At 45.2% G+C, this 22694-nt stretch carries 17 protein-coding genes, 2 tRNA genes and 1 pseudogene; 8 read left to right on the forward strand and 12 right to left on the reverse strand.

The features are described from left to right. Nucleotides 1-28 precede the first annotated feature (28 nt). The 4 genes and pseudogenes from Q4Q50_RS09470 (at nt 29) to Q4Q50_RS09485 (ending at nt 3023) form a co-directional block, all read left to right on the forward strand. Nucleotides 29-1408, forward strand: coding sequence for an MATE family efflux transporter (locus tag Q4Q50_RS09470; protein ID WP_311899144.1), 1380 nt, complete (start codon nt 29-31; stop codon nt 1406-1408). A gap of 254 nt (nt 1409-1662) precedes the next feature. Beyond that, nucleotides 1663-1739 (forward strand) — tRNA-Val (locus Q4Q50_RS09475). A 38-nt stretch (nt 1740-1777) separates the two neighbouring features. After that, nucleotides 1778-1854: transfer RNA gene (locus Q4Q50_RS09480), tRNA-Val, on the forward strand. Between the two features lie 220 nt (nt 1855-2074). Then, nucleotides 2075-3023 (forward strand): annotated as a pseudogene (locus tag Q4Q50_RS09485) (hypothetical protein). 80 nt (nt 3024-3103) lie between these two features. Here Q4Q50_RS09485 and Q4Q50_RS09490 read toward each other — a convergent pair. The 8 genes from Q4Q50_RS09490 to Q4Q50_RS09525 all read right to left on the reverse strand — a co-directional run bounded on the left by Q4Q50_RS09490 (nt 3104) and on the right by Q4Q50_RS09525 (nt 12130). Then, nucleotides 3104-3892, reverse strand: a complete 789-nt coding sequence (locus Q4Q50_RS09490; RefSeq protein ID WP_311899146.1) for a CLCA_X family protein — start codon at nt 3890-3892, stop codon at nt 3104-3106. Between the two features lie 43 nt (nt 3893-3935). Beyond that, nucleotides 3936-4976 (reverse strand): sensor domain-containing diguanylate cyclase, encoded by a 1041-nt coding sequence (locus Q4Q50_RS09495; protein ID WP_311899147.1) that lies wholly within the window; start codon nt 4974-4976, stop codon nt 3936-3938. A gap of 187 nt (nt 4977-5163) precedes the next feature. Next, nucleotides 5164-7083 (reverse strand): hybrid sensor histidine kinase/response regulator, encoded by a 1920-nt coding sequence (locus Q4Q50_RS09500; RefSeq protein ID WP_311899148.1) that lies wholly within the window; start codon nt 7081-7083, stop codon nt 5164-5166. Then, a complete protein-coding gene (locus Q4Q50_RS09505) occupies nt 7073-7384 on the reverse strand; it encodes a hypothetical protein (RefSeq protein ID WP_063882945.1) in 312 nt (103 codons plus the stop codon). The genes Q4Q50_RS09500 and Q4Q50_RS09505 overlap by 11 nt, the downstream gene beginning before the upstream one ends. Then, nucleotides 7374-8582 (reverse strand): EAL domain-containing response regulator, encoded by a 1209-nt coding sequence (locus Q4Q50_RS09510; protein ID WP_063882944.1) that lies wholly within the window; start codon nt 8580-8582, stop codon nt 7374-7376. The genes Q4Q50_RS09505 and Q4Q50_RS09510 overlap by 11 nt, the downstream gene beginning before the upstream one ends. Then, complete coding sequence (locus Q4Q50_RS09515) at nt 8579-9547, reverse strand: helix-turn-helix transcriptional regulator (protein WP_311899149.1); 969 nt, start codon at nt 9545-9547, stop codon at nt 8579-8581. The genes Q4Q50_RS09510 and Q4Q50_RS09515 overlap by 4 nt, the downstream gene beginning before the upstream one ends. Before the next feature lie 552 nt (nt 9548-10099). Beyond that, on the reverse strand, nt 10100-11167 hold the full coding sequence (locus Q4Q50_RS09520; RefSeq protein ID WP_311899150.1) for an AraC family transcriptional regulator ligand-binding domain-containing protein: 1068 nt from the start codon (nt 11165-11167) through the stop codon (nt 10100-10102). After that, a complete protein-coding gene (locus Q4Q50_RS09525) occupies nt 11168-12130 on the reverse strand; it encodes a GGDEF domain-containing protein (protein WP_311899151.1) in 963 nt (320 codons plus the stop codon). Nucleotides 12131-12736: 606 nt separating this feature from the next. Here Q4Q50_RS09525 and Q4Q50_RS09530 point away from each other — a divergent pair. Together Q4Q50_RS09530 and Q4Q50_RS09535 are read left to right on the forward strand one after the other, a co-directional pair. Further along, nucleotides 12737-15490, forward strand: a complete 2754-nt coding sequence (locus Q4Q50_RS09530; protein WP_311899152.1) for a TonB-dependent receptor — start codon at nt 12737-12739, stop codon at nt 15488-15490. Between the two features lie 151 nt (nt 15491-15641). Continuing rightward, complete coding sequence (locus Q4Q50_RS09535) at nt 15642-17714, forward strand: phytase (RefSeq protein ID WP_311899153.1); 2073 nt, start codon at nt 15642-15644, stop codon at nt 17712-17714. 289 nt (nt 17715-18003) lie between these two features. Here Q4Q50_RS09535 and Q4Q50_RS09540 read toward each other — a convergent pair whose 3' ends face one another. Beyond that, nucleotides 18004-18600: a VF530 family protein gene (locus Q4Q50_RS09540; protein ID WP_311899154.1), complete on the reverse strand. Its 597-nt coding sequence runs from the start codon at nt 18598-18600 to the stop codon at nt 18004-18006. A 535-nt stretch (nt 18601-19135) separates the two neighbouring features. Between Q4Q50_RS09540 and Q4Q50_RS09545 the strand changes: the two genes are divergently transcribed. After that, nucleotides 19136-20746, forward strand: a complete 1611-nt coding sequence (locus tag Q4Q50_RS09545) for an ABC-F family ATPase (RefSeq protein WP_106650538.1) — start codon at nt 19136-19138, stop codon at nt 20744-20746. Between the two features lie 206 nt (nt 20747-20952). Then, complete coding sequence (locus Q4Q50_RS09550) at nt 20953-21108, forward strand: hypothetical protein (RefSeq protein ID WP_173913200.1); 156 nt, start codon at nt 20953-20955, stop codon at nt 21106-21108. A gap of 3 nt (nt 21109-21111) precedes the next feature. On the opposite strand, the gene Q4Q50_RS09555 is transcribed toward Q4Q50_RS09550, so the two are convergent. The 3 genes from Q4Q50_RS09555 to Q4Q50_RS09565 form a co-directional block, all read right to left on the reverse strand. Beyond that, nucleotides 21112-21531, reverse strand: coding sequence for a Fic/DOC family protein (locus Q4Q50_RS09555; protein WP_311899155.1), 420 nt, complete (start codon nt 21529-21531; stop codon nt 21112-21114). A 315-nt stretch (nt 21532-21846) separates the two neighbouring features. Next, complete coding sequence (locus Q4Q50_RS09560) at nt 21847-22431, reverse strand: hypothetical protein (RefSeq protein ID WP_126491902.1); 585 nt, start codon at nt 22429-22431, stop codon at nt 21847-21849. A 21-nt stretch (nt 22432-22452) separates the two neighbouring features. Next, on the reverse strand, nt 22453-22694 hold a 242-nt coding region (locus tag Q4Q50_RS09565; RefSeq protein ID WP_311899156.1), incomplete at its 5' end, for a hypothetical protein.

Below are 22694 nucleotides of genomic sequence, written 5' to 3' on the forward strand. Positions count from 1 at the left end.
GCTCGCTTAATCGTTAAAGGCTGTATTTATGAATAATTCAGGCTATCAAGCCAAACGTTTAATCCAATTGGCGCTGCCGGTGCTAATAGCTCAGGTCACTCAGACCATGATGGGCTTTATTGATACCGTTATGGCGGGCCGTGTTAGCGCGGTTGATATGGCCGCTGTTGCGGTAGGCACTAGCCTTTGGTTGCCCGCTATTCTATTCGTCCAAGGTTTACTGATGGCTTTTACGCCTTTATTTGCCCACTATAATGGGGCGAATAATCAAAAAGCCATCCAACCTTTGGCCTTTCAAGGTGCCTATCTTGCCATCATTGGTGGCATTGGCGTGATGATTTTCCTCGCATCAGCGCCCTTTGTGCTTGGCCATATGGATTTAGAACCAGAATTATACCGCTTAACCATTGGATATCTCGACGGTATTTTATGGGGCGCACCCGCATTTGTGCTTTATCAAGTGCTGCGCGGCTGTAGTGAAGGGATTTCATACACGTTACCTACTATGGTCATTGGCTTTGTCGGCTTAGCAGTGAACATCCCCGCCAACTACATCTTTATTTACGGACACTTTGGCGTACCTCCGATGGGTGGCGCTGGCTGCGGTATTGCCACCGCCTTGGTTTTTTGGGCCATGCTGATTGCTATGACGATTTATATGCAACTGCATAAGAAATTCGCGGCCTTGGCTCCTTTCAGTAAATTTCATCGTCCTGACTTTGAAACGATGAAAAAAATGACCAAACTCGGCATGCCGATAGCAATGGCGCTGTTTTTTGAAGTGAGTTTATTTGCCATTATCGCGCTGTTACTCGCCCCATTAGGCGCAACTGTGGTGGCAAGTCACCAGATAGCACTGAACTTTTCTGCCATCGTATTTATGCTGCCTTTATCTATTGGTATCGCGGTATCGATTCGAATTGGTTACTACTTAGGCCGTGATCGCGCCGATATTTCCGCAGTGGTTACCAAAGTGGGTTTATGGCTGGCGCTGTCCCTTGCATTATCAACTGCAGTCTTGACCGTCATATTTAGATTCCAGATTGCAGAGCTTTATAATGGTGATCCTGAAGTTGTCGCTTTAGCCGGCAGCTTGATGTTGATGGCGGCACTGTATCAATTATCAGATTCAGTCCAAGTGGTTGCCGCCGGAGCCCTACGTGGTTATAAAGATACTCGCAGTGCCTTTTATATCACGCTGTTTTCCTATTGGGGCATAGGGATGTCACTCGGTTATACCTTGGCTTATACGGATCATATCGCTCCTGCCATGGGCGCACACGGTTTTTGGACCGGATTGATTGCAGGTCTCACCTCGGCGGCGCTGCTATTTTTCATTCGACTGCGTTACATCCAAAAACATGGTGTGCATTTAAGCCTGATTGAAGGCGACAGTTTGCATCACTAATCGGATAGGCAAGATTTAAAGCAACGGCGAGCATTAAGCTCGCCGTTTTGTTTATGTCTTAGTGGTTTGACGTGCTCAGTAAGTCTAACTTGCCGTTATATCAACAACTTTGTTGAAACACTGGACAAGTTGCACAGCAATTCACCATTTGACGACAAATTTGATTTTTTTGCTTGCCAGCCCTGCGCTATGCCCCTAATATAGCGCTCGTTCCAAGGCGCAACGCTTTTGAATAGCAAGTTAATATTTACGATGCACCCGTAGCTCAGTTGGTTAGAGCACTACCTTGACATGGTAGGGGTCGGTGGTTCGAGTCCACTCGGGTGTACCACTCTCTTCACAGAGTCTAAAAAGTGAAATTCAAACAGTGCACCCGTAGCTCAGTTGGTTAGAGCACTACCTTGACATGGTAGGGGTCGGTGGTTCGAGTCCACTCGGGTGTACCATTTCTTGCTTTATCTCCATTTGTCCTAATTCCTATATAATTACTAAAAACTAATGATTCTCCGTTCTTGAGCAAGTTGTCTCTCTTCATCTTTAAAATTTCTTTTTAAATTTAAAAATGTTGTTAATGCCGATTTGTGTTGGCGGATTAAGCCTTTGGGCTCAGGGAGATATCTATTACAATGAAGTCCATTTAAAACCCGTGAAACAGATGTTCAGCCTATGCCTAAGTCTCATACCCATATGCACCAGCATTTACAGATGCCATATTCGCGGGTCGATCTTCACACGTTGGCGCATCAACTTGCCCTCAAGCAAGTGACCATTATTGGGAATGCTTCTGGCAATTGGCAGCCAGCGACTGCAGGTACGACATTTATCTTTAACGGCACGCAATGGCATGAGAAAAGTACTCAAAATAATCTGATAGTGAATATCGCTAACGGCGGTTTTGCTGAGTCAAAATATGCCTTTGTGGTACAAGGTCACCCGCAAAGTGATTTGCTTACCCAAGCGTTGACACAGGTTGCGATTGAATTAACGCCCAAACTTGGCTGTTGGCCTTCATCTGGCCTAACCACAATAATGCTGATGCAGCAGTTATCTCAGCATGTGCAAGTGCAGCGGATGTCGCTGTTTCCGAGTTTAGCAAGGCCCAATGATTTACCGCCTGAAGACCACTTACCTTGTATGGTGCATAACTGGTTAGGCGAACGGCGGATTGCGCAGACGCTCGCGCCCACACTTGACTGGCCGGAGTTCACCTTGCCAGCAGTTTGTTTAGCAAACTTAGCGGCAGTCAATAAAGCGCGTGGTTCCCAAACTTCAATGATGATGAAAACGGGCAATCCTTTTGATTTACTTGCGCGTTTACAAGAATCAACCCCATCAGCAGATATGCCACATTCCGCAAAACACATACAACTCGATTGGTTGATTACGCTGGCTCATACGCCTATCGACGTTTGGCTGAAATATGCGGATTTAAAACAAGTCATCAATGCCGAAGCATTATTTTTTAATCACATGCCAGAATCAAAACCCAGCTACTGGTATTTAATGGATACTCAAGCGTCCCAATATCTCGATGCTATCCGCCACAGTTTGGCCTATTGCTGGCAAACACATTCGGCTTAGACAAGGACTGACTCACACCTCCACTAATCATTAACAGTTAGACTTGCCAACTAAGCTTGTACTCGCATCACACTGCCATTTACCGTATTTTGACGTACTTTCTAAAGATTATAATCAGCCAAACGGACGTTTACTCAATGCCATTCCTAGTGGCTCGAAGTAATTGATCAAAGCGTTAAAAATCACTTTTCTGTGGGCTTCATCGGGATAAGCGCCCTCCTTTGCCATTGCTGAAAAGCGTGTCCCAGAGACTAAATACGGATTCGAAATCGCATCATAGGATTCAATACAGGCTTCAAATGCCCGCGCCATCATTTCAGTTGGCCGTGCGAAGTACTGCATGCCATGTTTTTTGTCTAAGGCAATCGCTCGGCGCACATAATCATGGGGCTCATCGCCATTATCACTCAAAAACGTCACCTTGAAGATCTCCGATAATCGTGCATTCAGTGGATGTTCTATGATGTGCAGATCCGATAACCAAAGATCGCTCGCGCATTGAAACCGCTTAGACAAAGATTTGAAGGACTTGGCGGCAATATAGTGGTCAAACGCATGCCAAAACTCATGGGCTAAAGCGCCAGCACCGGCATTTTTTGCCAAGGCCAATTCCCGAGTCGCGGGCGCATAATGGGCCTGAACGCCTTTTTGACCGCCATGACCAAAAGCCAGACTCACGGTTTCGCGCAGCCCTAACGTCAAAGGTGGCAACTTTAAGATAAAGGCCAGATCGGCGAGCGAATCAAACACCAGATCCGCAGCAAGGCGCGATTCATCCCGCGTAACCCAGCGGCCAACGCGCACATGACTAAAACCAAAGGTTTGTTTAACATCAAGAAATGTCACCTGCTCACCAAATCGATAATCGGGTCCATGGCGGGTATATTGCTGATTGATTAACACAGTTTCCCTTGAGTACTAATGCACTGAATGTCGAATGCTTTGTTTAGCTGGGCTTGTGGCGAGGTAACATCACCTCATCCCATATCACCACGCGATTTCGCCCGAGGGTTTTAGCTTGATAGAGCGCTTTATCCGCCTCGGCCACCAGCTTTTCAGCATCAGAGCGACACTGACTTCCGGTTCCCACGGGCAATGCAACCTGCTCCACATCTGCAATATCAGTACTGTTATCAATTCTATGGCGAATAATCACAGGGGTTAAGGCGCTGACCCCTGCTGAAAATTGATATTGAAAATCAGCCACGATTGCAGAAATGTCCTCATTGGCAAGGGATGACATCATACGCATTACGATTTTTTGAGCTGTATCAACCGTGGTTTCTGGCAGTAGTAGTGCAAACTCTTCACCGCCGAGGCGGCCAAAAATATCGTAGGGACGCGTTCGAGTGCTGATGAATTGGGTAAAATGTTGCAATATCTTGTCACCGACTTGATGGCCGTAGCGATCATTAACCAGTTTAAAATTATCGATGTCCATCATCACTAGGCATAATGGCAACTGTAAGCGACTCAAGCGTTTGATTTCATGTTCTAACTGCTGAAAAAAGTGACGCCGATTGGCAATCCCCGTTAACTCATCGGTGAGCGCGAGGCGATTTAATTCAGTCTGCGCATTCCTAAGGGCAAATTCGACCTGTTTTAACTGGGTGATATCCGTGCAAACAATCACCATATCGCCATTGTGATAAACCTGTTCAGAGAGTTGTAACCAGCAGCCATCCACCAGATCCACTTCAAAACGTCTAAAAGCCGATTTACGTTGATGCGCATGAATAAGCTCGAGCCATTCCTCTATGGTTTCATGCTCAATTTTCGGTCCCTGTTTATGGGTAAAGGCAAAGCGCATCATGTCGTCAAAATGCTTGCCGACCATGTCTTGATCAACAAAACCAAACATTTTCGCAAAGGTATTATTATAAAAGATAAAATGATTATGTTTGTCTAACACTGCTAGACCATTCTCGCTCAGCCGCAAAGCTTCCGTTAAAAATGGGTAAACCAATTCAAGGGGTTTCTTATCCATCGGCCTTCCTAGCAGTGACACATTTAAAAAATAACTTAGATATGTTTAGCGTAGCAGTGTTCTAAGCAGTTCACCGCGCTTATACCTTGGATAACACATTAACTGCAAAGATATTTGCAGTATTTCAGTACCAATTAGATGAAGCCAGTAAATCGTATTTAAATATAACATTCAATATGTTGATGATTTAGTCTTTTATCGCTAATTTGCTGAGAAAGACTTCGGCACTAAAAGGTTTCTGCATGAAATGCACCTCAGGAAATGACGCTAACTCGGGAATATCATCGCAGTCATTCGCGGAGAGCAAAAAGAAACGACACTGATGTTCAATAGGGCTATTACTCTCCAGGCTTTGTAATACTTGCTGCATCAGCCTGACCAATTGTAAACCGTTCATTCCTTGTAAACGGTAATCCACAATGACAATGTGTGGCAAATGGTTAACCAACATCTTCAGTGCTTGCTCTGTATTATCAGTACTGAAGGTTTGAAAATGATAGTGCTCCAGCATGGCGCGACAAATTTCAAGATTAAACAGATTGTCATCTATGATCAGCACCTTTTGTTGATCATATTGAAGTGTTAATCGTTCTTTCACAGCGCTGAGCTGACAGGGGAAATGCAGTAACACTGTGGTGCCTTTGCCCTTTTGACTGCGTAGCCTAAAGCGACCGCCAATTTGCTCAAGCAATCGATTGCACGTATAGAGGCCGAGTCCCATACCCGATGTCGCAGCAATGTGTGAGTTAGCGGCGTGCATAAAAGGATCGACTAAAGCGCGCTGCGCCTCCTTTGACATACCATCACCAAAATCGCGGATCAGCACCCTAAGCACAGGGCGCTGATTTTTAGCATTCGCTTTAAGGTGTAAATCCATATAGCAATGCACTTCGCTACCCGTACTGTATTTGAACGCATTATTGATAATGTTGGTCATGAGTTGGAATAACTTAGTCCCATCGAGTTCAATAAACTGCGGCAAAGACTCACTTACTACAATGTGTAAACGTTTGCCGGAGGTTGCACTAAATGCACGATAATAGTCCTGAATATTGCCCACATACTCGTGTAAGTTCACCGAATGTAAATTCAGTTTTAACTGCCCAGCTTCTGCCTTACTGTAATTTAAGGTATTTTCGGCAACCGAATAGAGTAAGTTGGCAGACCAAGCCATTTTATCGACGATTTTATCCAGTTCCTGTGGTTGTGAGAGGTTTTTTTTTAGCATGCGACTATAGCCAAGAATGGCATTGATTGGGGTGCGGATCTCATGATTAATACTCGAAATCACGGCTAATTTAGCGCGATTATCGAGCTTAATTTGCTCCACAATCTGCTGATTTTTAGACTTAAAGTACAAAAGGAAGGACAACACTATGCCAAGGGCTGCAATCAGTAGGATGATCACGATAAGCTCGATAATTTCTTTTTGCGGCACTTGATATTGTACCTGTAAACTCACTCGGGTTTGATATTCAGGGATCGCTAAGGTTTGGCTATCAGAGTAATTAAATAATGAAAATAGGCCGCTGGCTAACTTAAGATTACAGGATGAGTTTTGCAGTAACGACTGCTCAAATGACTGTTCAAATTGATAGGTAATGCAAACGCCCTGCTCTTGTTCGATTCGCGCGTGTATCCGCTGATGAGAAACGGCATAAACGAGATAAGGCATATTTGGCTCATCAATGGCCACCACAGCCAAAGTGTAATTGGCAAGGCTCGCCTTAAGCTCCCCTTTAGGATCCTTGACTAACTCAAGCTGTTGAAGCTCAGTTGCCATCGTTTTATCTGAGATATAGGCCAGTTCAAGACTGGGGGTCAGCGTAAAAGCGACGGCAGATTTGATTTTAAGTAAATCCTTGGCAAAAATCTCAAACTCCTGTGACGTCACCTCGCTCGATGCGTGGAAAAATGATTTAAGCGAATCCAACATGATCTTATGTTGTAAAAACATATCCCGAGAGGAAGTAAAAACCGCCTGCGCTTTTTTATCGTAAATAGTGTCAAACTCATAAAGTGAGTGAGACACTGTAAGCCACAGCACTAATATTGTGACCCATAAGCCACTGAACATATGGACGCAAGCACTGTATTTAACGCTCATTATCGTCATCCATTACGGCATTGAGTAAATCATTTAGCTGATGCTTAAGCTGTTCTCGCTCACAAGAATAAGTCTTAGACAAGGTGTGACTAAGCTGTAGGTAGCGAACAATCCCCACGAATTGATGTGTTAAGCCCTCGATACTGCTATTTGACTCACATTGTTCTAGCTCAAGTCGCATACGCTGCAATTCTGCGATAAGTGTTACGCGCAGCCGCAATTGCTGTTCTTGGCTGTATTGCTCAAAGAATACCGACAAGGCCAGTGTTAACTCATTATTGATTATTGACTTAGTATCCATGGGTTAGGCATTCCCTATTGTATTGCGCAATCCAATCAATAAGATAACGACCTTCAACTGGCGGGCTATATAAATAACCTTGAGCAACATCACAACCTAGTTCAGAAAGAATCGCTTCTATTGCGCTTGTCTCAACGCCTTCGGCAACCACCTTTACGTGCATCTTCTGCGCAAGTGCTATGGTGGACTCCACAATGAGATAATGTTGATGATTAATATCCATATCGGAGACAAAACTTTTATCAATTTTGATTTCTTTAAAGGGAATGGCATCGAGGCGATCATAAGTGGAATAACTTTTTCCGAAATCATCGAGGGAAATATCTATATTGTTGATGATCAGCCGTGCAATTGAGTTAAGCACTCTATCTTGATTGATGATCTCCTGCGATTCAGTGAGCTCCAAAATCAAATGGATATGTTTATGCTCATGGCCACATTCGATGATGTATTCAATCAGTTCATCGCAAGTCAAATCATCCGCGGTAATGTTAATGGACAGCGCAAACGCCGTCAGTAAAGGTTGGCGCGACCAACATTGTAATGCCTGGGAAATGACCATCCGCGAGAACAGGCTATTCAGTCCCTGTTGATTAACCAGTGGCAAAAAAACGTCGGGATAAATATAGCCATTGGATTGATCGCAAAGCCGCGATAGCACTTCAAAACCCATGATTTCCTTGGTCCTGAGGTTAATCTTAGGTTGATAGCACAGAATTAATTGTTCATCTTTAAGCAATTGCCGCACATTGATATTGGCCGCCCTGTTTTGCACGACCAACTGATGTTGATGTGAATGATGTCTATCCGAAGAAACGTCTAACAAAGGCGTTAAAATATCATTCACATTGATAGGCTTAGCAAATACCCCCAGTAAGTTGAGTCTGAGGCCTGTGATGATATTGTCCACCAGCTCTAGAGTCCGCTTATCCGAGGAGCTGATAACCGCGATCGGTATAGCGGCAAAACGGGGCTCAGAGGCCAACATATTGATCACTGCGATCCCATCTCCTTGGTCCATCTTGAGATCTATGATGATTAAATCAAGCACCACTTCGATGCCGATGAGCAGTTCAATACCTTGATTACCGTTACAGGCTTCAAAAATCTGCACATTATCCTCAGCTAAATACTTATGGATATCGGCTTTCATGGTTTCTCGAATAAAGCGCTGATCATCTATGATGAGAATATTCATATCGTAGTCTCTAACTGCATGAAAAAAATGGGATCGATCGTTTGGGATTTTGATGAAGGTATGACGGAAAGCTTGAGCAGATTGCGATTCGCCATCACCTCTGTGCGACTGCAGAAAAACGAATAGTTTTTTATCGGTTTCGAGCGACCTTCTATCGTTCTCACTTTGAAAATGGGTAACTTAAATTGCGTTAGCTTTCGTTTTAATGACTCATCACAGATATTAAAACTTAAAAACTTGAGTGAGCGACTCGTCGCCAATTCATTGAGATAAACAGACATCATGTAGTTTTCAATATAGGGAGTCACACCAAAGGAGGAGAACACCATCAAGGTGTCTGGTAAGGCTTGGCTGTTATGATTAATCACTTCGAATAAGTCCACCTCATCATTCATAAATTCGAGAGCAATTTTGCCCTGAGTGCGACAAAAAAGACTATGTCCGACAATCTGCTCACCTAAGCTAAACGCAACGACTAGAGAAAGACCGTGGAAAAAAGGTTGAGATAACTTACGGCTCACAAAGGATAAACGCGGATTACTTTCATAAACCAAACTGAGTTGCAGCAAAGCCATGAAGTTATGATGGTGGCTCTCGATAAATTCGACTCGATAAGGCGTGTTGCGGTAGTACGGATGATCACTGCGTTCTATGTTGGACTCAAAAAGGTTAATCAAGGCTAAGCCTTCGTTGATAAACTTTTTATCCTCCCGATAAATATCAAAGAGTTCAGAACCAAATATTTCAACAATTTCAGACTGTTTTGCAAGGGATGGGATGTTAACCCCTCGCTCCCAACGGCTAATCGTGATGGAGTCTAAGGTATCGAACAGACAGCTTTTCTGCCTAAGCAAACCACATAAATCTTCTTGGGAAAGGCTATTTTCAGTGCGGGTGTGTTTTAAGAAATTGGAGAATGTCTGTGCACTGGTTTTGTTTTGATAGGAGATAGGTGTACAAATCATATCGCGTTCCATCTGTTTTTTTTACTTTATCTAGCAGCTCCATATATGTCGTATGGTCGATGTCATCTATTGGCTCTGGATGCCTATATGTATAAGTAATCCAAATGCGCTTAAGTCCTTCGATGAAATAAAGTCCAGTGATTTTTTCGTCACTCACCACTCAGTTGCTCCATTTCAGCTTAATGTTCACCACGATTTTGCAATAGGAAAGTGAGTATAAATGGCATTGTTTATCTGAGACCATGGCACAGTCAAAATAGCGACAATAAAAAAGTGTCTAGTCATTCATCCGGTAAAATCATTACCATAATCACTCGCCACTCACTCAGCGGAATCACAGTTCAGCCAGCATAACGCTTATGAGCCTTGCGCAATAACCATTAATGGTGAAATTGATTGGTTATGCGTTAAGTATTCAATTATGAACATATAATGCCGACAAATTTCTCACCTAACTTCACTTTTAAGGCATAAAAATTCACGCTTTGAATAAATAAAAACAAAAAATACGCTTGAAAATACAGGCAGGACATCTTGTTACTCGCTTATGACTTAAGCCAGCCAGCTGCGAAAATAGATGGGTAATTGGCCCGTCCAGCGTTTAAAAGAACGCCTGAAATTACTGGCGTCGCTGAAGGACAGTGAATTGGCAATACTGTGAGCGTCCTGCGAAGGTGTGGCTAAATAATACAGGGCTTTGATTAAACGTGTTTCATCGGCGAGTTGGCCAAAGCTTAGATCCATTTCAGCCAAGCGGCGCTTTAAGGTAGCTGGGCTCATCGATAGTTTTTCTGCCATCTCTGGCAAACTTACGTTATCCCGCATCAGCGACAAACGAATGCCCGCCGCCAGTCCGAGTCTATATTCACTGGCAAACAGTGTGTAGCGCGGCGATTGAAAGTGACTTTGGCGCGAAATGACAGCATGAGTCACAGCATGGCGTGTAGCTTGTGATTCAACGCTGCTGGCGATCTGCTGCGCATATAACAGCGGTTGCTGCATAAAGGCTTTTGCCATCGAGACTCGACACAGCGGCGCATCGAAACTAATGTCTGTGCCGAAGTACTTATAATATTGGGCGATATTCTGTGGCGTCTCGTAGGGAAAGCTCATGCTGCCATGCCAACCCTGCCCCATCAATTGCTTACAACTGGCGACTAATGACGACAGACTTAACTCAATAAAGAATTGTGTATGTTGTTGCGTGCCTAAATCGAGACTCAGTAAAAAATGCCATTCCTTATCCCCCTGCCAACGCCAACACTGTAACCAAGGCTGAGTGAGCCAATGAAATTGATACCAAAATAACCCAAGTTCATTGAGATCCCGCGCGCATAACATCCCCGCAGTTAGCGCGCCGCTTTGGGATGGCAGCCATAATTGCCCGAGTAAAAAACTTAAGTCGCCACTTGGCCACAGTGATAAACCATTATCCACCAGTCTGAGCAATTGTTTCGGGCTAATGCTATGGCCAGGTTTGCGGATATCTGCACTGAAAATCCCCGTACCACGCAGCAATTTGTCGCAATCCAGTCCCCTTTGCTTAAATAAGCCGACAAGGCTCGCCACCAGCAGTTGGCTGTCGATACACTTATCTTGCCAAGTGGCCAGGGCTCTCATTTATCGCGGCTCACTAAACGCGCTGACTGTCGTGGTTTGCGGGTTTAATGGCTGACGGTTTAATTTTTGCTGTGACATTTTTTCATTGAGAAATTTGAGTAATGTCTGTGCTTCATCCTTAAGCGGTCGTTTTGCTGATTCACTCTGCTGTTTATCCACAACCATCTTGGGAGATGGCAAAGCCCATACCACTGAAACCTCGCAGCCCAGTGCTGTAATGCCATACTGTAGCTGCTCCGCCATGGTACTGACCAATGGTGCGATTGCACCATTGAGCAAAATGATAAAACGATCACCGGCATAACGGCAGACCAAATCTTGGCTTCTTAGCTGGGTACTTAACCACTGGGCGACATCGGATAACAGTTTATCGCCCTCTTTTGCACCTTGAAGTTGGTTATATTGATGAAAATAATCGATATCAAGCATGATCAGCCCAAAAGGTTGCTGCTGCGGTAGTTGCTTCACTAAATGGTGTTCAAAGGCTTTCGCATCGTTCAGTAAGGTTAAGCCATCAGTTAGATGATGCTGGCGATAAAATTGCTCGCGGGTTTGTAACTGGCGATTTACTACGGTTTGCTCGTCACGCCACAGCCAAAGCCCGCAGGTTAGAATGAGTAAACCAATCGGAGTTGGCATCTTTTCAAACCAGTTATACACGGGCAGCGTTTTAACGATAAAAACTTCATCGAGTAAATCTAAATAACAACCTAAACAATAACTTGACAGACCGACCACCAGTAAGTTGGTTACGCGTCCCGATGGGCGGGCCGAGACAATCACCATCAACCAGCACATGCTCAGCACGAATAATGCACCCTCGGAGGCAATATCGAGCCAATCGACTTGAGGAATGGCTTTAGCAGGCGTGTTCTGCCACAGTAATAGCGGCACGATAAAGATGATCAACAGACTCAAGCCATACACACTGGCCAGTCGCAGCGATTTCACGGGATAATGCAAGGTTTCACCTTTTAATTTTGTTATGCAGAACGGAGTGGGAATTCACCCTATTGGCATCGCAAGCTAACCCAGTTTTATGACAGAAAGGTGACGTACGGTTTAGCGTGATTGCGGCAAATTAGCTCAACCACTTCGGAATTTTACGGCTATTTGTCGGACATAAAGATGGCAACACTTGCTCACCTTTGCCTAGCTCCTCTCTATAAATATCCACAAGCGATTGTTTTTAAATGCTTTAAAATCCATAAGCCTCATTTTAATACACAAGCCCTTCTTCTATTTTCTTGCTGCTAAGCCCACTCTGATAAGCGTCTTTTTAGCTCACGCTCTCGCAAAAAGTGGCTATTAAGCGGCGTTTGAGGGCAAGTTTGCCCCGTTTACAAAATCCCGTCACAAATCTGACATTAACCTGCCCTAACGTTGCCGCTATTGAATGTTTCCAGTGACTAAAAACACAGATTCAAATCCGTGATGCCATGTCGCAACTCATGTCGCGATGTAGCGATGTAGCGATGTAGCGATGTAGCGATGTAGCGATGTAGCGACCGAGGGTAACTGGCCGTCACGGATAACACTCGCGTACCAACAAACTAATAGGAAGTTAATATGCAATTTCGCACGCCGTTATCGGCTATCACCCTTGCCATTGTGGCCGCCGGATTTAGCGCCAATGTCCTCGCCGTGGGCAAACTCGAAGGTCAGGTTCGTGACAAAAATAGCCAGCAGCCCTTAGCTGGCGCAAGTGTCACTATCAAAGAGCTTAATCTGAGCCAACAGGCTGGCCGTGATGGTCGCTACTTCTTTGTCGGCATTAATGACGGCGATTACACTCTGGTGGTCAACTACCTCGGCGCTACGCCTATGGAGCACAAGGTCCAGATTGCCGATAAGCAAACGACCCAGCAGGATGTCAGCCTCAGCAGCAAAGATGTTGAACACATTATGGTGGTCGGCCAGCAAGGCGCCTTGAGCAAATCCATGAACCGTCAACGTGGTGCGGATAACGTGCTCAATGTGGTCAGCGCCGATGTGCTGGGCAATTTCCCCGACAGCAATATCAGCGAATCACTGCAACGCGTGCCGGGGCTTTCTATTGAACGTGACCAAGGCGAAGGCCGTTTTGTGCGGGTACGCGGAATGGCGCCGGATTATAACTCAGTGTCGATGAACGGCACGCGTCTGCCATCCCCTGAAAGTGATCGCCGCGCCGTGGCGCTCGACGTTGTACCATCAGATTTATTGCAATCGGTTGAAGTCAGTAAAACCTTAACTCCAGATATGGATGCCGATGCGTTGGGTGGCGCGATTGAAGTCAAAAGTCTATCAGCGTTCGATCGAGAAGATACCTACGTTAACCTGAGCGCTGAAGCCAGCCAAGATTCACTGACCGACAATACCAATCCCAAACTTGCCGCCAGCTACAGCGATGTCATTGGTGAAAAGTTAGGTATCGCCATAGGGGCTAGTTGGTATAACCGCGACTTTGGCTCGGATAACGTCGAAACTGGCGGCAACTGGGATTTCACCGATGACACAGGTTACGGCAATGCAGCGCTTGAGTCTGTCGATCAACGTGACTACGAAATCAATCGTGAGCGTTTAGGCATAGGCGTGAACTTTGATTATCGCCCGAGCGATGATACAGATTTATACCTGCGCACGCTTTACAGTGAGTTTGACGACACCGAAACCCGCAATAGCGCCAAGACGAAGTGGAAATCGCCGCTACAAGCAGGCGAACTCAGCCAAGGCAAAACGACTCGCTCACTGAAATCCCGTTCCGAGAACCAAAACATCACCTCCTATGTCCTTGGCGGTGAAACCCGTTTTGAGCGCTGGACCCTCGATTATCAAGCAAGTCACAGTACGGCTAGCGCCGACAAGCCACGGGATATTGCCGGCGCGGACTTTGTTGCCAAAATCGATGACACAGGTTTTAGCGACAGTCAGCAGCCGCAGATCATAGCGCCCGAAAGCTATTATCAAACCGACAATTTTGAGCTGGACGAAATCGAGTTAGCCGAATCGAAAGCCAAAGATACCATTAACAGCGCCCAATTCGACCTCAGCCGCCAACTGAGTCTGGGTGACTATCCTGCCGAAGTGAAAACAGGGGTAAAACTCAGCCGCCGTGATAAAACTAATCGTGAAGAAGTGTGGATTTACAGTGACTTTGCCGACCAAGGCGTTAGCGATGATGCCCTGTTACTGAGCCAATACTCAGGTAATGAAGTGGATTACAGTCTCGGTCGCTTTGGCACGGGTATTAACGCTTCACCCGTGTGGGATTTAGTGGACAGCTTAGATGCCAACAGTAACCGAGATGAAATCGAATCGACCATCAACGACTTTGATATTACTGAAGATGTTAACGCCGCATATCTTATGGGTCACCTAGATATCGGCAAACTGCGGATACTCACAGGGCTAAGGTTCGAGCAAAACAAATGGGACTCCCAAGGCCACGGTTTTGATGGTGTCAGCGGCGAGTTTATCGATATTAATAACACTAGCGACGAAGACCACTGGCTGCCTGGCTTGCATCTCACCTACCGTTATTCTGACAATTCCGTGCTGCGCGGCGCGTGGACCAACACTTTAGTGCGCCCGACGTTTGGTCAATTAGCGCCAGGCTATTTGCGTGAAGAAGATGACGGCGATATCGATTTAACCTTCGGTAATCCAAATCTTAAGTCGCTGGAATCAATGAACTTAGATCTGAGCATTGAGCACTACTTTGGCAATATTGGCCTAGTGTCGGCGGGATTGTTTTACAAGGACATTGATAACTTTATCTACAAAGCAGACTTAGCTGGACGGGGTGATTATGTCGATGCCCATAGCGCAGTGACTTATATTAACGGTAACAGTGCCCACATTTCAGGGATTGAGCTCAGTTATGTGCAGGAATTTAGCTTTTTACCCGAACCCTTTAATGGACTCGTACTCAATTCTAACCTGACCTATACAGATTCCGTCGCCAGCATCAGTTGGTTGGATGACGGCACAGAGACCAGCCGCGATATTCCGATGCCAAGTCAGTCGGATATCACCGCAAACCTGTCCTTAGGTTATGAGAACACTTACGCCAGTGTGTGGTTATCTGCTGCCTATAAATCGGAATACTTGCAAGAAGTATCTGAACTTGATGATGAACGCCTCGATCTCTATGAAGACGCTCACTTGCAATGGGATTTTGTGGCAAAGGCGCATATTACCACCAGCCTTACACTGTATTTTAAAGGCGTGAATCTCACCGATGAGCCCTATTACAGCTACGCAGGTCACAGCGACTATAACGCCCAGTACGAAGCCTATGGCCGCACTTTCCAATTAGGCGTGCAATACACTAACTATTAACGCGCTCATCGGCACTTAGGTTATTAACAAGCTTGTGAGTAGACTTTTTTGGCTAAAAATGGGCTGAGAAATGTACTGCGAAGTTTGCTGACAAGTGTCGATGATAAATTTAATAAAAATCTGATAAAACAGAATACTAGCGAATCAAAATATGAAAAAAACTCTACTATCATCCGCCGTATTGCTCGGCCTTATCGCCAGTCATACGCCCTTGACTGCCATGGCAAACACCATCAGCGTCGCTGTTCAAACCATAGCGGGCCATAAGGGCAGCCAAGCACAGCCACTCATCTTTAATCAAGACAAACAAAGCGATAACACTCTGTCTCACTGGCTATTTACCAGCGAACAGCAAGGACTGATGTTACAAACCGTTTTGGTGACAGAAATGCAACAAGGAATGCAAACCACGGTGGCAGAAGCGCCCTTGCCTGCTTCGAGTTTACTGGTGAAAGGTGACTTTGAATTACTCGCCTTTAGCGATCCTTATGCATTAACGCTCGATCGCAAAGCCGATCGCGTTCGTCCCATCATGCTTAAAGAAATCAATGGCAAACCGACAACTAATGTCTTGCCCTTGCTGCCCATGGGTAATTTCGAGATCAATTGGATTTGTATTCAGCCCCGGACTCAGGATGGCAATATCTACGCTTGGTTTGGCGGTGAAAGTGGCAAGAGTGAGCAGTGGTTACTGGGTAATGCCGAGCATTTCTCACCTAAGCTGATGCGCAGCCAATCGATTCCGGTTAATAGCACGGATTGCGCTATTAATGGCGACACGCTTTATGTCAGTGAGCCCGAAGCGGGTGTATGGCAGTTTGATGCCAGCCCCTTCGCGGATACCAGTGCTAAGCTCATCTTCCCCGCGATCTATAATCAAATCACCGGCTTAAACTTGTTGAACGGTCAATTGCTGCTCAGTGATAAAAACGGCAAGGTGATGGACGACAAAGGCACTGAAATACTGAGTTTTAGCGCGCCATCTTCAAAAACCACGGATAAGACCGAAGCCAAAGCGGTAACCAAGGCCCAGCGCTTAAGCCTCGCCATAAACGCGAGCACATCAGCCCAAGCAAAAAGTGCGACGTTTGCTATCTATGATGATAAAAACGATCGTTATCTTTTTACTGAGCAAGCATTGCCACAATTCTTTCCACAAAAGTTACTCGCCACATCGTTGCCGAGCGCCCAAAACGTGGGCGATGAACAAGCTACACTAGAAATGATAGTAGAAATCCCCGCTTGGGTTGAGAGCGCACCATCCGATAGACCGGGCGATACCATGGACGATCCCGCCATTTGGGTACATCCCACTGAACCCGAAAAAAGCCTTGTGCTTGGCACCAACAAACGTTGGGGATTATTGAGTTTTAATATGCGCGGCGAGCAAGTTCAAGCGTTGCCATCGGGCAGGATCAACAACGTCGATTTGCGCCAACAGGTACTATTGGGCGGTAAAAAGCGCGATATCGCAGTCGCAACCCAACGCGAACACGACAGTCTCGCCTTTTATGAAATCGACGCAGCAGGCAAGATCACTGAATACCCGAATCAGGCGACCAACATGACGGATATTTACGGCATGTGTTTGTATCAAGACGAGCAAACCTTATACGTGTTCGCTAATGAAAAGTCTGGCCGCATCGCCCAATATCGTGTCGACTGGCAGCAAAATGGCCCCAGTATCACACTAGTGCGGGATATTCATACCCCAAGCCAAGTTGAAGGTTGTGTGGTCGATGAAGCGCAACATGCGCTGTTTATCGGTGAAGAGGATAAAGGCATTTGGCGCTTTAATGCCAAAGCAGATGCCAGTACAGAGGGCAAATTGATCATCAAGGCCGAAGGTGATTTAGTCGCCGATGTTGAAGGGATATCGCTTTACCAAGGCGCCACAATTAAAGGCAAAAAACAAGATTTGCTGGTGGTCTCGAGCCAAGGTAATAACAGTTATTTGCTTTATCAAGCAAGCGCGCCTTATACCCAAGTGGGTCGTTTTCGCATCGGTGTGAACTTAAACGGCATGGAGAATGGCCACGAAACCAGCATCGACGGCAGCGCCGAAACTGATGGGCTGGCTGTCACGCATTTGCCCGTCGGCCATGGTGTTTGGCAACAGGGAATGCTGGTGGTACAGGATGGTCACAACCACTTACCCGATGCCAACCAAGCGTTTAAATGGTTACCTTGGAGCAGCATAGTCAAACAACTCGACATGCAATAGGGCCAATTTACTGCTTGAAATGCCACTGCGGATAATGCGTTATGCAGGTAACGATTTGCACTTAGCGCAACGCGAACAAAAATTGAAGGGGTTAACTATTTATGCAGGGAATATGCAAATTCAAAATAATAACCCCCGATAATTTGCTAACTAGCATTCAATAAATTGAATTATTAATCAAAAAAAGAGGTTAGCCGAGAACTACGGCTACCCTCTTTCGTTTTCACCCGCCTAAATCGTCTATCACACAGTTAAAACAATAACTTCATCCAGGGCGACTAACATCGAATTAACTGCGCTTAGTACCCCAAGGATCGTTATCATCCGTCGATGGGCTTGGTCCTGAACGCTCAGTCATTCTTGAATCATTTCTTGAATCATGTCTGGGTTCGCTGCGACGCTGTGAGCTGCTATTGGACGAACCATAGCCAGAACTAGTTCCCCGTCCACCCGCAGGTTTTTTGCCAGCGCCTTTACCCACGTCATTACCGAAGCGCTTGCCAGAATTTGGACGACGGTTGCCCGCTTCGTACTCGGCGCTGGCTTTGGCTTGCATTTCAGCGATAGAGGCTAATGTTAGCTCCATCGGTTTACGCGGGACAATACCCGAGGCAAAACCACGTTCACGTGGCTTAAGATCAAACTGCTCACCGACGGCTTTAGGCATACGCTTGAATCGGTATAAGTAGAAGTTTTCCACTTTCTCCCGCGCCCATTCGGTCTTTTTGAGGAAAATGATACAGGCCTCAATGGTCGGGTTAGTGTTAAAGCAGCCTAGCTTTAATGCCGCGTATAAAATTTTCCAACCATAAAAATCGACTAACTCAGTGATCATTGTCTCGAGTTTAAGGCCGTGTAATGGGTTGTTCTGTTGCTCTTCTATCATGGGAATTCCAAATCCAGCCCAATTGGCTGATTTTAAGGTATTAGTTTACGGTATTGAGTGGTTAAACGAGTGACTTAATTCGCTACAAAACTCGCGACATTTAGGTCTTACAGTCCTAAAGCCTTCAAACTGAGCCATTAAATTTTAGCCGTAAAATCTGCTGCTCGACAAAACTGCTGGAATAATAACGGTAAATACGCTAAACGCCTTCTTTTATTTGCGCTAGCAAGGTTTGGCGTTGGCTTTAGTACAAAGAAATATTACCGTAAGCTGGCAGTTTAGCTCGGCATATCTGCGATATCATGCAAACAGCTATAAACTCACGCCTTCACCGATCCGCAAATAAACGCAACTGAAACGGCTCGATTTATGGCTACGCATCACATACTTGCTCGCATCTTTAGCCCTTAGTCTGTATACTCCGCGACCTTATTATCCCAACTTTAATGTTTTGGCTTAGAGTGGGTGAAGCGCATGTTTCATTTTGAGGCTTGTTTATCACAATCCCCGTTAGCAAATACCTAGGAAAGCTCCTTTGATCTCTACCGCGAACATCACGATGCAGTTTGGCCCAGAGCCATTGTTTGAAAACATTTCAGCGAAATTTGGCAATGGTCACCGCTATGGTTTGATCGGCGCGAATGGCTGTGGCAAATCGACCTTTATGAAGATCCTCAGCGGAGCGTTAGCGCCAACCTCTGGCAATGTGTCCATCACGCCCGGCTTAAAAGTCGGTACCCTAAGCCAAGATCAGTTCGCGTTTGAACAATACAGCGTTATCGATGCGGTGATCATGGGGGATGTTGCCCTGTGGAAAGTCAAACAGGAACGCGATGCCATTTACGCCAATCCGAATATGACTGAAGAAGATGGCATGCGCGTTGGCGATCTTGAAAGTGAATTTGCCGAAATGGATGGTTACAGCGCTGAAAGTCGCGCCGGTGAAATCCTGCTCGAAGCGGGTATTGAAGAATCTTTCCATTACGGCCTAATGCAACAAGTGGCACCGGGCTGGAAATTGCGGGTCTTGTTAGCCCAAGCGCTATTTGCCAACCCAGATATTCTGCTGCTCGACGAACCAACCAACAACTTGGATATCCATACCATTAGCTGGTTAGAAACCGAGTTGAACAAACGTAAATGCACCATGATCATTATTTCCCATGATAGGCACTTCTTAAATGCCGTCTGTACCCACATGGCGGATATCGATTATGGCGAATTGCGCATTTACCCAGGTAACTACGAATACTTCCTCGCACAATCGGCATTACTGCGCGAACAATTATTGTCAGGTAACGCCAAGAAAAGTGCTGAAATCGAAGAGCTGCAAGACTTCGTTAACCGCTTCGGTGCCAACGCATCTAAGGCAAAACAAGCCAGCTCGCGCGCGAAGAAAATGGACAAAATCAAGCTTGATGAAGTCAAATCCTCTAGCCGTATCCACCCTTCTATTCGTTTCGATGCTGGCAAGAAAATGCATCGCCAAGCACTGATCCTCGAAGATTTGGCCCACGGGTTTGATGGTGAGCTGCTATTCGAAGGCGGCGACTTAATCCTCGAAGCCGGTGCAAAATTAGCGATTATCGGCGAAAATGGCGTGGGTAAAACCACTTTCCTACGCTGCTTAGTCAATGATCTAGAACACAATAAAGGCGTGATCAAGTGGTCAGAAAACGCATCAATCGGCTACTGTCCACAAGACAGCAGTGACGAATTTGATAATGACTACACGTTAATGGATTGGATGTCACAGTGGCGCCAACCTAAGCATAACGATCTTATGGTACGCGCCATGTTAGGCCGTTTGCTGTTCACCGAAGACGACGCTAACAAGAAAGCGCGTAACTGTTCAGGCGGAGAGAAAAACCGCTTGTTATTCGGCAAGTTAATGATGCAAGACATCAATGTGCTGATCATGGACGAACCGACAAACCACATGGACATGGAAGCCATCGAAGCACTTAATAATGCGTTGAAAGACTTTGAAGGCACTTTGATATTCGTCAGCCATGACCGTGAGTTTGTATCGTCGCTCGCAACACGTATCATTGATATTAAAGATAAAAAAGTGATTAACTTCCAAGGTACCTTCGATGAGTACCTTTCAAGCCAAGCTGAAATGGAAGCGAGAAAAAGCGCGTAATGTTGTGCTTTGATAAACCTTAATCGGCTATGTCAGCTTGATTAAAAGAGTCGTCATTGGAGAACCTACTGACGACTTTTTATCGATATCTAAAGAGCGATATGATTGGTAAAACATGAAGTATTGCTGCTTTGGGCCTTGGATACACAGCTGTCTATTCGTTATCTAGAGTGCTATAATTCATGCACTTAATTGAGGTTGATCCTATGAAAACTAAATCAAAAAACACACAAGTGACTCAAAATCGACTCTATCGCGCTGTGGCCAGTTCAACCGCTATTGAGACGGGTAAAACTACGGCTGAAGTTGAAGCAAAATTGAAGGCCAAAAAAAGCCGTTTCAGTCATTTGACCTTAGCCTAAACTTCATTCGTTTTTAGCGCTGAGCACATCGTTTACCAAACGAGCCATATGTTGATAATCCCCACCCAACCCTGCTTGAATTGACTTAAAATAAAAATCTCTATTTTGTTCCCAAATCCCATAATCAAGTGGGAGATAACCCGCCTTTACTGCCATCACATCGAGTATCAAACGTGACAAACGTCCATTTCCCTCTCTAAATGGGTGAATTAGGATAAATTCCACATGACTTTCAGCCAAGTAACTCACAACTTCGTCTCTAGAAAATGAATTTAAACCATTGAACTTGCTTAAATATTCCTTTTCAAACTGAGTGAGACACTTAAGTATTTGAGCCGCTGCCGTAAATTCGAAACCACCTGACTGTACGCCGCTCACCAGCCCAGTAATAAACATTACCGAGCCATTTTCGATGCCACTCAAAGAGCATACCAACCGATAGATGCTCGCTTTCAATAACACCAGATTGAAACACGTACTCATAAAGCTTTAATAACAACTGTGTCTCTACCTCTGCCATATCCTCTTCATCGGTTATCGCGAGTTTGTTACGAAGTATATGGCCGCCAGAACCGGGTTCGAATTCATCTTCGGTAGTGCCAATATGATATTTCGACATGATAATAGACCCGCTAACTGTAATAACTAATAGAAAAGCAAATATCCGAGTCACAGACAACTTAACACAACTACTCGATGAGATTGACCACACAAGTCTTTGAAATTGGTATGTAGAAACTATGGGCTATAAATTAGCTTATTAATTTTTTTAACCAATATCTCGCGATTTTTAGCCAGTTTAAAAATTGTCGGCAAATGTCGAATGACTATCGGCTCTGACTCGAATACCGCATTGCGATCTTTAGCCTGAATGTAATCACGGATCTGAAGCATCATCTGTTTATTAAATGCCCAAAGTGAATGACCTTTAAACTCAAGGGAATAAAATGCGTCATTGGGCCATTCAAGTCGATGTTTCTGTTTTGCCATACACTGATAACAACAAATAAGACCAAGATCTGTACCATCTGTAAAAGCACTGTTCGCCCTATGTTCCCAAGTCGAAGTACCTTGGTATTTTTCTGGCAATTTTTCCTGCCAAGAAGCATCCAATAGCGGAGGGAAAAACAGCACACCAGGCCATTTATGGGCAAATCTTTGATTAAACTGCTTGATCTCAAACTGCCGACCCTCAAATAAATGCACATCTTTTTTCTCTAAACGAAAAACATGGGCAAAGGTAAAAATGGCGCAGCCAGCACAATGGGGACAAGTAACCTCAACTCCGTTTGGCAGGCTAAAAAACTCATAAAATCCTGTCATTGATACGACATTCCAAGTGATTTAGAGACTAATTTGGAGCTCATCAATTTTCCAACCACCTTCATTTATCATACTAATTCTTTGTTTTTCATTCGCCTCCGATGCATTACCACAAAGATCTTTTTGTGCATATTCAAGGACGGCCGTATCCCCATCTATCACCTGCGACACTAAGGTGAGTGCTTTGCACTTGGCAGCCGCTTTTGAAAATGAAAGATAAGATGCGATCACTTCATCGCGGGACTGCTTCATCTGCTGCATAT

Source organism: Shewanella scandinavica (genome assembly GCF_031932065.1).
GTDB lineage: Bacteria > Pseudomonadota > Gammaproteobacteria > Enterobacterales > Shewanellaceae > Shewanella > Shewanella baltica.

Coding starts and splice junctions, on each gene's coding strand:
- Q4Q50_RS09470 (WP_311899144.1), top strand. CDS start 29: ATGAATAATTCAGGCTATCAAGCCAAACGTTTAATCCAATTGGCGCTG.
- Q4Q50_RS09495 (WP_311899147.1), bottom strand. CDS start 4,976: ATGGATAAGAAACCCCTTGAATTGGTTTACCCATTTTTAACGGAAGCT.
- Q4Q50_RS09500 (WP_311899148.1), bottom strand. CDS start 7,083: ATGAGCGTTAAATACAGTGCTTGCGTCCATATGTTCAGTGGCTTATGG.
- Q4Q50_RS09505 (WP_063882945.1), bottom strand. CDS start 7,384: ATGGATACTAAGTCAATAATCAATAATGAGTTAACACTGGCCTTGTCG.
- Q4Q50_RS09510 (WP_063882944.1), bottom strand. CDS start 8,582: ATGAATATTCTCATCATAGATGATCAGCGCTTTATTCGAGAAACCATG.
- Q4Q50_RS09515 (WP_311899149.1), bottom strand. CDS start 9,547: ATGATTTGTACACCTATCTCCTATCAAAACAAAACCAGTGCACAGACA.
- Q4Q50_RS09520 (WP_311899150.1), bottom strand. CDS start 11,167: ATGAGAGCCCTGGCCACTTGGCAAGATAAGTGTATCGACAGCCAACTG.
- Q4Q50_RS09530 (WP_311899152.1), top strand. CDS start 12,737: ATGCAATTTCGCACGCCGTTATCGGCTATCACCCTTGCCATTGTGGCC.
- Q4Q50_RS09535 (WP_311899153.1), top strand. CDS start 15,642: ATGAAAAAAACTCTACTATCATCCGCCGTATTGCTCGGCCTTATCGCC.
- Q4Q50_RS09540 (WP_311899154.1), bottom strand. CDS start 18,600: ATGATAGAAGAGCAACAGAACAACCCATTACACGGCCTTAAACTCGAG.
- Q4Q50_RS09550 (WP_173913200.1), top strand. CDS start 20,953: ATGAAAACTAAATCAAAAAACACACAAGTGACTCAAAATCGACTCTAT.
- Q4Q50_RS09560 (WP_126491902.1), bottom strand. CDS start 22,431: ATGACAGGATTTTATGAGTTTTTTAGCCTGCCAAACGGAGTTGAGGTT.